Origin of the sequence: Nannocystis pusilla (assembly GCF_020073745.1) — a bacterium.
Classification (GTDB): domain Bacteria; phylum Myxococcota_A; class Polyangia; order Nannocystales; family Nannocystaceae; genus Nannocystis; species Nannocystis radixulma.
In genome coordinates, this window is sequence record NZ_JAIRAU010000015.1 from 153,180 (window position 1) to 165,887 (window position 12,708).

Here is a 12,708-nt window from a genome sequence, read left to right on the forward strand (position 1 = left end):
GCGTCCCCCAGCTCGCCGGCCCTGAGCGACGCGACGCGACATCCTCGCCGGCACGCCCGCCGGTCGGGGCTCGCGCCACCGAACTCGTACCACGCAGGACCCCCATGCATCCCCATACGCACGCTCTCATCTCCCTCTGCGCGACCGCCGTGGCCCTCACCCTCGCGGGGTGTGGTACCAGCGACCCGCCGGGCCAGGACACCGACGGCGCTCCGACGTCGTCGACCGGCGAGACGACGGACGGGCCCACCACCGACAACGTCACCGAGGCGTCGGGCTCCTGCGGCGACGGCGTGCTCGACGCCGGCGAGGAGTGCGACGACGGCGCCGACAACGGGGCCGATCGCCCGTGCACGCCGAAGTGCACGAAGGTGGCCTGCGGCGACGGCTACCAGGGCCCCGGCGAGGGCTGTGACGACGGCAACACCGAGGACGGCGACGACTGCACGAGCGCGTGCCAGGCCCCCGGCTGCGGCGACGGCGTGGTCAGCGTCGGCGAAGAGTGCGACGACATGAACACCGACAACAGCGACGGCTGCCTCAACAGCTGTCAGCTGGCCAGCTGCGGCGACGGCCACGTGTACGTCGGCACCGAGCCGTGCGACGACGGCGACGGCGACAACACCGACGACTGCCTCGACACCTGCGAGCTGGCCCGCTGCGGCGACGGCTTCGTACAGGACGGCGTCGAGGCGTGCGACGACGGCGACGGCGACAACAGCAACGAGTGCCTCACCAACTGCAAGCCGGCCCGCTGCGGCGACGGCTTCGTGCAGGACGGCGTCGAGGCGTGCGACGACGGCAACGAGATCAACAACGACAGCTGCAAGAACGACTGCAGCGCGCCGGCGAGCTGCATCGACGGGGTCCAGAACGGCGGCGAGAGCGACATCGACTGCGGCGGGCTGCACTGCTTCGGCTGCCTCGACACCAAGGTCTGCGACGACAACTTCGACTGCAAGTCGGGCTACTGCCACGAGGGGCAGTGCGTGACGCCCCGCCACTGCCGCGACATCCGCGACCTCGGGCTCGAGAGCGAGGACGGGATCTACAGCATCGACCCCGACGGCCAGGACGGCCCGCTCGACGCGCTGCAGGTGTTCTGCGAGATGACCTTCAACGGCGGCGGCTGGCAGGCCGTGTTCAACATGATGGACAAGCCGATCGGCGAGGCGGCGGCGCAGGCGATGCTCGACGCCATCACCGTCAACGCGCCGGCCGATGTCGTGCTGCCCGACTCGAACAGCCCGGCGATCCTCACCGAGGGCCTGGTGCTCGCCGACTTCACCGAGGCGGTGTTCGGCTGGGCGCCGACCAGCGGCAGCGACGTGGCCCGCTACGGCCGCCTCGAGCTGGCGGAGGGCCTCGCGGGGGTGTGCTACCTCGACGGGTACTGCGGCGCGGGCGTCGACGTCGGCGAGTTCGACATCGTCCCGACCGGCAACACCCGCCTGCTGCGCACCGGCGACGGCGACGACTTCCCCCACGTCGGCCTCGGCTTCGACGAGCAGATCATGCTGTGGGGCTACGACCGCCAGTCGTCGATCTTCAGCAACTGGGCCAACTGGAACGACCAGAACATGTGCTGCAAGGCCGGCAACATCGAGGCGATCGAGGTGCCCGGCTGGCGCTACACGATCTACGTGCGCTGAGCCGTAGGGACATGTCCGCAGGAGAATGTTCGAAGGGACATGCCCCCGCGGGCATGTCCCTTCGAGCTGGCCCCGTTCGCGCCGCGCGGCCTCAGGCGCGCGGCGAGACGAGGGCGCTGGCGAGCGCATCGCCGAGGCCGTCGATGTGCTCGCCGGCCAGCGTCGAGGCCAGGGCGGCCGGGGCGGCGCTGAAGATGAGGCTGACGCCGCGGGCGAGGAGGCCGCGGGCGGCCTCCTGGATCAGCGGCGCGGTCTCGGGATCGACGGCGGTGACGGCGGTGAAGTCGAGGATCAGGGTCCCCGGGCCGCGCGGGACGTCGGCGGCGACGTCGAGCAGCTGCTGCGCGCGCGCCTCGTCGAGGGCGCCGGTCAGCGGGACGACGGACAGGCCGTCGACGATGGCCAGGACCGGCGCGGCGCGGCGGGCCAAGAGGCCGTTCTGGCGCTCGAGCAGGACGTCGCGGCCCTCGAGCCGCTGGCGCTCGGCGCGGGCGTCCTCGGAGGTGTCGAGCAGGACGCCGACCGCCGCACCGGGCGCGCCGGGCAGCGGGGCGGCGAACACCGCCAGCGCCGGCTCGCCGACGAGGTCGCGGCGCAGCTCGGCGGCGGCGCCGAGTGCGTCGGTGAGGGCGCGGGCGACCGGCGTGTCCGCGCCCGCGGGCAGCCCGAGCGCGACGTAGGCGAGGTTGCCGTGGACGTTGTCGCCGCTGCCGACGACGGCGGCCACCGCGACGCCCTGGAGGTCGCCGGGGTCGCCCGTGGGCGCGGCCGCGGCGGCCTCGGCGAGCAGGACCCGGCCGGCGAGGGTGACCGCGGCCGGGCCCGCCAGGGCGGCGTAGAGGCGGCGCAGCGCGGTCGGCAGCGGGCGCGGGGTGGCCCAGCCGAGCTCGAGCAGGGCGACCTCGCGCCCGCCCCAGGCCAGCGGCAACAGCAGGGTGGCCCCGTGCGCGGCCGCGGCCGGGCTCGGCGCGCCCGGCTCGATCTCGGCCGGGGTGTCCGATCGGACCTGTTCGAACAGCCATGGCTCATTGGGCCTGGCGAAGAGGCCAGCCAGGTCGGCGAGCGGGCGCGCGGCCGGCTCACCGCCGGCGCGCAGCTGCAGGCGGGTCGGGTCGGCCGGGTCGCGCAGCCACAGCGCGGCGGTCTGGGCCTCGATCGCCTGGGCCGGCTCGGCCAGCGCGGCCAGGGTGTCGTCGAGCGTGGCGGCCTCGGCCAGCGCGAGCGCGGCGACGTAGATCGTGTTGGCCTCGTCGATCGCGCGCTGGTGGTCGCGCAGGGCGTCGCGGGCGACCAGGAACGAGGCGAACGCGGCCCCGAGCATGTCGTAGACCAGCCGCTCGCGCGCGCTCGGGATGTGGACGATCTTCCACGACAGCACCAGCACGCCGGGCCAGCGCGGCTCGGCGCCGCCGGTGGTGAGCGGCAGGACGACCAGCGCCTGGGCGCTGCGCTCGCTCGGGTGCGCGGCCGGACGCGGGTCGGCCGAGAGGTCGTGCAGCACCAGCGCCTGGCGCGGCGCGGCCAGCCAGCGCGCGAGCACCGGGTGGTCGGCGAGGGCGAACGGCCGCCCGAGCAGCGGGTCGGGCGCGGGGCAGATGCCGGCCTGCCACACGCTCGACAGCTCGGCGTGGGTCGGCACGGTCGCGTCGCCCTGCGCCGGCCGCGGACCGCTGCGGTCGAGGAACCGCGGGTCGTGCGGCCCGGGGTCGCCGGGGTCGTCGCGCAGGGTGTAAAAGCGGATCAGCGACGGGCCGTAGCTGCTCACCGCGGAGGCCACGGCGCGCAGGACGGCGTCGTCGGTGTCGGCCTCGACGAGGGCGAGGAGGGCCCGGGCGAAGGTCGTGGCGAGTTCCACGCCCTGGGGGCCGTGGAAACCTGCTTCGGCGCGCGGGTCTGGGATCATGAGCCGCCTTCGACGATGAGCCGACCGGCCGCCGAGTACAAGCGCTTTCTGTGGCGCGGACGCCCGCACCCACGCTATAGCGGCGGGCATGCGCGAATGGGTGCTCTACGGCGCGAACGGGTACACCGGCGAGCTCATCGCCCGTCAGGCGGTCTCCGAGGGCTTGCGCCCGGTTCTGGCGGGCCGCGACGCGACAGCCATCCGGCGCCTCGCCGGTGAACTCGGGTGCCAGGCGCGGGTGTTCGGGCTCGACGATCCGGGCGCGGTCCTCGGCGGCGTCACCGGCTCCGCCCTGGTGTTGCACGCCGCCGGGCCGTTCTCCAGGACCAGCGCGCCCATGGTCGCGGCCTGCCTCGAGAGCGGCGCGCACTACCTCGACATCACCGGCGAGATCCCCGTGTTCGAGGCCTGCCGCGCGCTCGATCCGGCGGCGCGCGACCGCGGCGTCGTCGTCATGCCCGGCGTCGGCTTCGACGTGGTGCCGTCCGATTGCCTGGCAAAAGCCCTGGCCGAGGCGCTGCCCGGCGCGGTCCGGCTCGAGCTGGCGATCTTCTCGCTCGGCGAGCTCAGCCGTGGCACGGCCAAGACGATGATCGAACACCTCGGCGAGGGCAGCGCCGTGCGCGAGCACGGTCGCCTGGTGCCGATCTCCCCCGGCTCGCGCACCCGCACCGTCCGACTCGGCGGGCGCGAGCGCCAGGTCGTGGCGATCCCGTGGGGCGATCTGGCGACCGCGTACGCGTCCACCGGGATCGAGAACATCACCACGTGGATGTGCTTCCCCAAGGGACAGATCCGGGGCATGCGCGCGCTCGGCCTGCTGGGGCCGCTGCTGCGCCGCAAGGCCGTCGTCAAGCTGCTGCAGGGCATCGTCGACCGCCGCGTCACCGGTCCCAGCGAACAGGTCCGCGAGGCCGGCTCGGCGGAGATCTGGGGCCGCGTCGAGGCGGCCGACGGCCGCGCGGTCGAGGGCCGCGTACGCACGCCCGAGGGCTACAAGACGACGGTGATCACCGCGCTCGCCAGCGTCCGCCGGATCCTCGAGTCGCCGCCCGCGCCCGGCTACCACACCCCGGCGACGGCGTTCGGCAGCGGCTTCATCGCCTCGCTGCCCGGGTGCTCGCTGCAGGTGCCCGATCAGGCTGGCGCTTAGGGCATGTTTTCGCGGGCATGTCCTCCCGGGCATGTTTTTGCGAGCATGTCCTGATGCTCATGTCCTTGCATGTCGCCCGCTGCTCGGACGAGGCGGTCCAGGGTTCGTGCTTCGCGAATTGCCGACTGCGCCTCGCGGGGGGTCCGGGGAGGGTCGGCGACGAGTTCAGCGTCTGGATGGACCCTCATTCTTCGGGCCCATCCTGCCTCGTATTCGTCGCCGACCCTTCCCCGGACCCCTGGCACGGCTGCAGCCGTGAGAGGCCGACCCGCCGTCGTCGGCTTCGACATGGGATGTCCTGTGGGACAGTTCACGAGCGGCAGGTCGACGGCCAGGCTGGCCGCCGACCTGCCGCCACCTCACGTCATTCACGGCGTGTCCTTCCCGCGCGAGGGATATTCTCGGCGCGCCCGAAGGCTCACTGAATTTGCCGGCGGTGTGCCCGAGCGAGCGGCCTGCGATCAGTCGTCGCGCCGGGCCTCGCAGTGCCCCTCGCCGTTGATGTGCCCGAGCGAGGCCGTCTGCTGCTCGATGAACGACCAGAGGTCGGTGATCTGGGTCAGGTCGCCGACCTGGTAGCGCTCCTGCGTGGTGATGTCGACCGCGGCCAGGTCGTCGGCCGTGATCTCGCCGTCGCCGTCGTCGGCGCCGGCGATCAGGTCGAAGGCGACGTTGGGCGTCTCGGAGAACAGGTCGTCGTAGAACAGGTGGTCGCCGTGGATCGTGAGCTGGACGGCGCTCGAGCCCTGCAGGGCGCAGCGGGCGTAGATCGTGCGGGTGGTGAAGCTCCAGATGAAGGTCAGCGACTCGGCGCCGCGGGTGGCCGTGCCGGCGACGTGGATCGAGTAGCCGCCGTCCTTCATCAGCGCGACGTCCTCGTCGCTCGCGTTGCCGGCCACGGGGTCGTTGCTGGGGCCGATGACGTAGCCGGCCTCCTCGTCCTGGACGTCGACGGTGTCGATGGCGACGGAGAAGCCGGCGCCGTCGCTCGGCTGCGCGAGGTCGAAGATCTGGTGGGGAGCGCCCTCGTCGCCGAGCGGCGCGCCCGAGACGGTGAGGTCGCCGACGCTGACGAGGAACTTGTCGAAGGTGACCGACCAGCCGTCGGAGAAGATGGCGGCCGGGATGCCCTCCTCGATGAATTCCTCGCCGTAGACGGAGGCCTCGAGGGTGCGCTCGCCGGCGGTGCCGCAGGCGCAGGCGAACAGGAGCGGGAGCAGGGCGGTGCGCATGGAGTTCTCGCGGCTAGCGGGGAGCGACAGTGTAGAACACGTGCGACTGGAGGGCGCGGCGGACGAGGTTGTGGGCCGGGTCGCCGGGCCCCAGGGCCACGGGGCCGCCGTCGGCGGGCGCGAGGGCGGCGAAGTCGACCCCGTCGAACAGGGCGGCGCCGCTGGTGTCGTCGCGCAGCCGCAGCTGCAGGCCGAGCGTGACGGCGGTGTCGGTGTCGATGTCGAGGTCGAAGGCGGCGCCGATGACGGCGGCGCCGGGGTCGAGGTCGAGGGTGGCGGTGAAGGCGAGCTCCTGGCCGTCCTTGCTGGCGGTGCCGGCGAAGTACGCGGTGTGGCCCGACAGCGGGTCGTCGGCCGGCAGCTCGTCGGCGCGGCGGAAGGCGATGTTGCAGCCGTGGTAGTCGCCGACGAGCAGCTCGGCGCGCCCGAGCTCGTCGCCGTCGCCGGCGATCCAGTCGAGCACGAAGCTGCCCGGCAAGGCGCCGGTGACGTCGCCGCCGGCGTAGTGGCCGGGGTGGGCCAGCGCGTCGGGGACGATCAGCCGCCACAGCCGCGCCGCGGCGTGCATCTCGCCCTGGATCGTGAACTCGAGGTCGCCCGCGGCGATCCGCGCGTCGGCGAGGGCGATGGTCCAGCCGAGGTCGGTCACGGCCGCGCCGAGCTGCCCGCCGTCGACGGCGACCGCGAGCTCGACCCGCGCGGCCTCCTGGCTGGGCGCGCAGGCGATGAAGAGACAGGTCGCGAGGGACAGGACCGAAGAGACATGTGATTTCATGAGGTCTACAGCCACAAGGTGGCGCCGATCCGGGCGGTCAGCGGCGGGCCGGCGAGGTAGTGCAGGGTCGGGATGGTGCTGCGCGGGTCGGCGCGGTCCCACCACGAGGCGTAATGGTACTCGCCTTCCTTCCACACGGCGTTGGTGACGTTGTCGAGCTGGAGGTCGAGCTGCAGCGGGCCGACGCGGTAGCCGAGGCTGAGGTCGAGCAGGGCGTAGGCCGAGGTGCGGGCGCCGTGCGGCAAGGCCCGGCTGCCGACGACGAGGAAGCGGGCCCCGGCGCGCAGGCCCGAGGGGTGCACGAGCGTGAGGCCGGTGGCCGACATGAACGGCGGGGCGAGCGGGACGGGGGCGCCGGACTCGACGAAGCGGGCCTGGACGAGGCTCAGATCCTGGCGCAGCTGCAACCACCGCCGCGGCCACACGGCGAGGTCGAGGTCGACGCCGAGCCGGCGCGTGCGGTTGAGCTCGATGTTGACGGCGGATACGTGATCGAACACGAGCTCGCGGTCGATCCAGGTGCCGAACAGGGCCACGCCGGCGCTGACGCGCTCGCGGTGCTGGAAGCGGGCGCCGACCTCGACGCTGTCGGAGGCGACGATCCGGGCCGGGCCGCCGCGGTAGCGATCGAGCGAGGTGTCCTCGGGGACAGGTCCGCCGAGGACCGCGCGGGCCTCGGGGGCCCGCAGGCCGCGGCCGTAGGCGAGGAACAGCGAGGCGAACGGGGCCAGGCGCACGGCGGCGTTGATCCGCGGCGAGGGCAGGGCGAGGACCTTGCGCCCGTGCCGGTCGGGGTCGATGCGGTCGCGGACGTCGTAGGCGAGCAGGTCGAGGCGGGCGCCGGCCTCGATCGTGAGGCGCGAGACGGGGTGCCAGCGCAGGCCGGCGCGCGCGTGGGCCTGGTGCTGGCCGACGCCGAGGTCCCAGTTGCGGCTGACGACCTGGTGGTGGGCGTCGACGCGGACGTCGTGCTGGCGAACGAGGTCGCCCTGCCAGGCGCCGCCGGCCACGAAATCGAGGTTGGGGTGCAGGGGGCGCCGGTAGTCGAGCTGATAGCCGAGGCTGGCGAAGCGGTGGCGCTGGCCGCGGCGATCGCCGGCGACGGGATCGAGGAGCCAGCCGGTGAAGTCCTCGACGAGGTCGAGGTCGCGCAGCTGGCCGTGGAGCCGCTGCTCGAGCTTGCCGACGCCGAGGTCGAGCTGGTGCCGCAGGGCGGTGAACAGCCGGTACGAGCGGCCGCCGCCGTCGCCGCGGTAGGCGTCGATGCGGTCGACCTTTCCGGCGGCGACGTCGTCGGCTCGCACGGCGCCGGGGGCGTCGAACCTGGCGGCGTAGACCCCGGCGGTCAGGTCGAGGGCGCCGTGGGACTTGCTGTCGAGCAGGCGGATCTGGCCGAGGAAGGTGGCACGCTGGGCCGCGCGCGCGCGGGCGAAGCCGCGGTCGGTCATCGCCTCGACGGCGAAAAATGTCTCTTTGGACATGTTCTTCGGGGCATGCACGAAGACGCCGCGGTGGCGCAGGGTGCTGCCGAACTCGTAGCCCACCCGGCTGCCGCGCGCCTCGGGCTCGACGCCGAGCTCGAAGCGGATGGTGCCGGCGTTGGCGAAGTTGCCCTGGTCGAGCAAGAACGGGCCCTTGTTGGCGGTGACGCGGCGGACGACCTCGGGGACGACGAAGCCGAGGTCGACGTAGCCCTGGCCGTGGATGTTGGACAGCTCGTTGACGGCGACGCCGGCGACCTTGACCTCGATGTCGGCGCCGTGGGCCGCGTCGAAGCCGCGCATGAACATCTGCTGGCCCTTGCCCTCGGCGCCGTGCTGGATCAGGAGGACGCCGGGCACGAGCCGCAGGAGATCGTCGGCGCTGCGCCGGCGCGGGCTGGCGGCGATCTCGGCCGGGCCGAGGGTCCGCTGCGAGGCGGTGCGCGGGCTGCGGTCGGCGACGACGACGGTGGTGTAGCGCCTGTCCTTCGGGACATCATGCGCCGAGGCGGCCGCAGGGGCCGCGGCGACGGCGAGGAGCGCAAAGGCGCGCAGCAATGGCTCGCTCGGTCGGCGCACGTTTGGGGCGAGGATACGCGGGGACGCGGGCGGCGGATCGAGGCGACGGACGGGCAGCGGCGGGCGCAGGGCCGCGCGCCGTCGGGTGAGGACGCGAGCGCGGTCCTCGTCGTGCGTCGCCCGGGGCGATGGTTCCGCAGCGCGGAGGCCGATCGAAGCCCGACGCTCGGCGCATGCAGGCGAGACGGCCACCTCGCGCGGGACGACCGGCTCCGGCATGGGCGAAGGAAGGAGCGCAGGCGCGACGATCACGGGTGCGTCGGTCCTGCGCGGGCGCTCGTGCGAGACGAGCGGCGCGAGCGCGTCGGTCCGATGCGGGCGAACGAAGAGGCGCAGGCGCTCGCTCGTGACGAGCGGCCTGCGCCGATGCGATGCAGGCGGTCGCGCTCGCGCTCACGCCGGCGCGAGCGGGTGCTCGAACACGGGGGGCTTGCCGCGGCTCATGGCGGTGACGCCGACCTTGCTGGACGACAGGCACAGGCTGTCGGCGGCGCGCTGCTCCTCGAGCGCGCCGCCGGCGGCGACGTCGAGGGCGTTCACGTCCTCGATCGTGCGGGCGAGGAGGTCGCGCAGCTGGGCGTCGAGGACGACCCCCTGCTCGTTGTGGGGATCGACGTCGCGGTCGACCTTGACCTCGGCCGGGCCGGTGCGGAACGGCGGGAGCGGAGCTGTCCCTCGGGCCAGGGCGAGCGCGAACTCGCCGCTGGCGCGCGGGAGGTCGCGCACGGGGACGAGCGCGGAGACGAGGCCGAGCTCGTGCGCGCGCGCGGCGGTGATGCTCTTGCCGGTCAGCAGCAGCTCGTTGATCGCGGCGAAGTGCTCGGGGGCGCTGCTGCGGTGGAGCAGGTGGCAGCCGCCGAGGCCGGGGATGACGCCGACGGTCGGCTCGGGCTGGGCGATGACGGCGCCCTCAGCGGCGATCCGCGCGTGGCACGAGCTGGCCAGCTCCATGCCGCCGCCGAGAGCCCGACCGACGATCGCGGCGACGGTCGGCTTGCCGGCCCGCAGCTTGCCCAGCGCGGCCTTCCAGCCCTGGATCAGCGCCAGCGCGGCGTCCCGCTTGCCGAGGACGGGGACGAAGGCGCCGACGTCGGCGCCGTGGCCGAAGTCGCGGTTGAACAGGCCGTCGGGGGCGACGACGATCGCCTCGACGTCGGGGTCGGCCTGCAGGGCGTCGACGGCCCGCCCGAGCTCGGCCAGCAAGGTGTGCCCGAGGGTCGAGCGCTTGAGCGAGATCAGGCCGACGCCGCCGGCGGCGCTGCGGCCGACGTAGATGCTGTCCCATCCGACATGTTCTCCGCGACCTGTCCGTGAGAACACGTCGAGCGGGGCGACCTCGTCGGCGCGGGTGATCCGCTGCTCGGCCAGGAAGGCGCGGGTCAGCGCGGCGGCCTGGTCCAGGCCCATGGCGGCGATCAGCGCCGGCGGACCCTCGCGGAAGGCGAGCGCCTTCTCGGCCAGGTAGTTGAGGGCGTCGGCGGCGACGATCCCGTGGCCGAGCATGCGCGCGGTGAGGGCGAACAACATGCCGAACATGCGCGCGCGGACGACGGCGACGCCCTCGGGCGGGCACTTCTGGCCGCGCTCGTAGGGCCACTGCTTGCCCGGGTCGGCGATGTACGGCTTCCACGCCTCGGGGATGGCGTAGAGGGTGCTGTCGACCTCCTCACGCATGAGCTCCATGCAGTGGGCCGACAGGGCGTTGGCGCCGCGGATCAGGTTGTGGACGAAGAACGGCGAGGTGCCGAGCAGCTGCTTGCAGGCGTCGTCGACCTGGGCGGGGCTGAGGCCGGTGCTCTCGTGGATCCGCACGGCCTCGAGCATCATCCCGCAGAACAGGCGATCGGCGGCGAAGCTCGGCACGTCGCCGACCGAGATCAGGGTCATGCCGGCGCGCCCGAGGAAGCCGCGGATCAGCTTGAGCGCGGCGGGGCCGGTGACGGCGCCCTGCTCGGGCAGCTCCCACAGCTTGTTGGTGAGGTGGGGGAAGAACGGGTGCAGTACGCCGCAGCGGTCGGCGCCGGGGAGGCCGTCGAACAGGTGGTGCGTGGTGAAGCCGCTGGTGGCCGAGAAGATCAGCGCCTCGGGGTCGCGGGCCCGGATCGCGGCGTACAGCGGCTTCTTGACGGCGAGGCTCTCCGGGACGGCCTCGAACACCAGGCCGATCTTGAGGTCGGCCGGGATGTCGGCGACGCCGCCGCGGATCGGGATGATGGCGCGCGTGATGGCCTCGATCTCGGCCGGCGAGACGCGCGGGGCGAACTGTTCGGCGAGCTTGGCGGCCACCTGCTCGACGGCGGGCGACAGGTCGAGGGCGATGACCGGGACGCCGTGGCGGGCGAGGATGCGCGCGAGCTGACCGAGCTTGCCGAAGCCGACGTTGCCGCAGCAGCCGGCCACCAGCAGTGCCCGCGGCGGGCCGCCGTCCGGCTGAAAGATCGCTGAAATCGAGGGATCGCGCGCAGTTTCCATGGGCCGGGAGGATAAAAGGGGCGCGGGACGGGCCGGCAGGGGCCCAGATTGAGCTTCTTCACGCGACTTGCGCTACCTGTATCGGCCGTCATTCTCCATTTCTCGCCCGCTCAGCGGCGATCCACGGGAATGGTCACGATCCTTTTATATAGCAGTGCTCGCTCGCTTGCGCGGCGAGCGCCGCTGTTTTCTCTCGATCGTTGCCGAATTGGCGGCGTTCGGACTACAGTGCCGTTCACGACTCGATCGACCCACGATCAAGGCACGTAGGAGAACTCCGTCATGAAGCACACCAAGATCGTTTTTGCGGCCCTCGCCGCGATGTCCCTGTCCCTCCCGGCTTGCGGCGGGGACGCCAAGAAGGAAGAGAAGAAGGAAGAGAAGAAGGTCGAGGCGAAGGCCGACGCGAAGCCCGCCGATGCCAAGCCGGTCGAGGCCCCCAAGCCGGCCGAAGAGAAGCCCGAGGACGCCAAGCCCGCCGACCCGGCCGCCCCGGCCCCCGGCGGCGCTGCTGCCCCGGCACCCGAGGCCGGCAAGTAATCCGGTCCTCTTCTCAGCCACCAAGCAAGACACGGCGAGGCGCCAGGATGGTGCCTCGCCTTGTTTTTTTGCCCTGCTGTCGATCGCACCGCGTCGCGCCGTGCACACGCGCCCGAGGGCCGCGTACGCCGACGAGGTTTTGCTAGGGTGAGGCATGCGCCACGACGGCCGCGACCTCGATCAATTGCGACCCTTCTCCCTCGAGCCCGGCTTCATCGGCTCGGCCCTCGGTTCGGTGCTGGTGGCGACCGGCCGGACGCGGGTGATCTGCACCGCCAGCCGCGAGGCGAAGCCGCCCGGCTGGTTGACCCAGGGCGGCTGGGTGACGGCGGAGTACGCCATGCTGCCCGGGGCGGTTCGACCTCGCGGTCGCCGTGAACCAGACGGCCGGGCCAAGGAGATCCAGCGGCTCATCGGCCGCTCGCTTCGCGCGGCGATCGACCTCGAGAAGCTGGTAGGTCCGCAAGGGCCGGTGGCCCTGACGGTCGACTGCGACGTGATCGAGGCCGACGGCGGGACCCGCACGGCGGCGATCACCGGCGGGATGGTGGCGCTGGCGCTGGCAGTCCGGGCCCTGCAGCGCGAGGGCGTGCTGACGAGCGACCCGGTGCGGGCGCTGGTCGCCGCGGTCTCGGTCGGGGTGTGCCCGCTGCCCGGGGCCGGCGCCGAGGTGCCGATGCTCGACCTCGCTTACGCAGAGGACAGCCAGGCGATCGTCGACTGCAATGTGGTGATGCTCGAGCGCGGCGGGCTGGTCGAGATCCAGGGCACCGGCGAGCGCGGCGGGTTCGACCGCCCGGCGCTGTCGCGCATGCTCGACCTGGCCGAGTCCGGCATCGCGTCGCTGTGGACGGCCCAGCGCGCGGCGCTTGCGAAGGCGTCCGAACAGGCAGGATCGTGAGATCGCAGATGATCGGGCAG

At 73.1% G+C, this 12,708-nt stretch carries 9 protein-coding genes; 4 read left to right on the forward strand and 5 right to left on the reverse strand.

What is annotated here, in order from left to right:
• Positions 1-104: 104 nt before the first annotated feature.
• On the forward strand, positions 105-1,652 hold the full coding sequence (locus K7C98_RS13955; RefSeq protein WP_224192133.1) for a DUF4215 domain-containing protein: 1,548 nt from the start codon (positions 105-107) through the stop codon (positions 1,650-1,652).
• A gap of 91 nt (positions 1,653-1,743) precedes the next feature.
• Here the strand turns inward: K7C98_RS13955 and K7C98_RS13960 are convergent, their stop codons facing one another.
• On the reverse strand, positions 1,744-3,555 hold the full coding sequence (locus K7C98_RS13960; RefSeq protein ID WP_224192134.1) for an STAS domain-containing protein: 1,812 nt from the start codon (positions 3,553-3,555) through the stop codon (positions 1,744-1,746).
• A gap of 88 nt (positions 3,556-3,643) precedes the next feature.
• Here K7C98_RS13960 and K7C98_RS13965 point away from each other — a divergent pair, with 88 nt between their 5' ends.
• Positions 3,644-4,708, forward strand: coding sequence for a saccharopine dehydrogenase family protein (locus K7C98_RS13965; protein WP_224192135.1), 1,065 nt, complete (start codon positions 3,644-3,646; stop codon positions 4,706-4,708).
• Positions 4,709-5,169: 461 nt separating this feature from the next.
• Here K7C98_RS13965 and K7C98_RS13970 read toward each other — a convergent pair whose 3' ends face one another.
• From K7C98_RS13970 to K7C98_RS13985, 4 genes are all read right to left on the reverse strand, one after another.
• Positions 5,170-5,940, reverse strand: coding sequence for a hypothetical protein (locus K7C98_RS13970; protein ID WP_224192136.1), 771 nt, complete (start codon positions 5,938-5,940; stop codon positions 5,170-5,172).
• A 13-nt stretch (positions 5,941-5,953) separates the two neighbouring features.
• A complete protein-coding gene (locus K7C98_RS13975) occupies positions 5,954-6,730 on the reverse strand; it encodes a hypothetical protein (RefSeq protein ID WP_224192137.1) in 777 nt (258 codons plus the stop codon).
• A complete protein-coding gene (locus tag K7C98_RS13980; protein WP_224192138.1) occupies positions 6,721-8,775 on the reverse strand; it encodes a TonB-dependent receptor in 2,055 nt (684 codons plus the stop codon). Before K7C98_RS13980 ends, K7C98_RS13975 begins: the two co-directional genes overlap by 10 nt.
• A 393-nt stretch (positions 8,776-9,168) precedes the next feature.
• Positions 9,169-11,247, reverse strand: a complete 2,079-nt coding sequence (locus K7C98_RS13985; protein WP_224192139.1) for an enoyl-CoA hydratase-related protein — start codon at positions 11,245-11,247, stop codon at positions 9,169-9,171.
• Positions 11,248-11,529: 282 nt separating this feature from the next.
• Between K7C98_RS13985 and K7C98_RS13990 the strand changes: the two genes are divergently transcribed.
• Entirely contained in the window at positions 11,530-11,787 is a 258-nt protein-coding gene (locus K7C98_RS13990) for a hypothetical protein (protein ID WP_224192140.1), read from the forward strand.
• A 154-nt stretch (positions 11,788-11,941) separates the two neighbouring features.
• Positions 11,942-12,688 (forward strand): ribonuclease PH, encoded by a 747-nt coding sequence (gene rph, locus K7C98_RS13995; RefSeq protein WP_224192141.1) that lies wholly within the window; start codon positions 11,942-11,944, stop codon positions 12,686-12,688.
• The last annotated feature ends 20 nt before the right edge of the window (positions 12,689-12,708 follow it).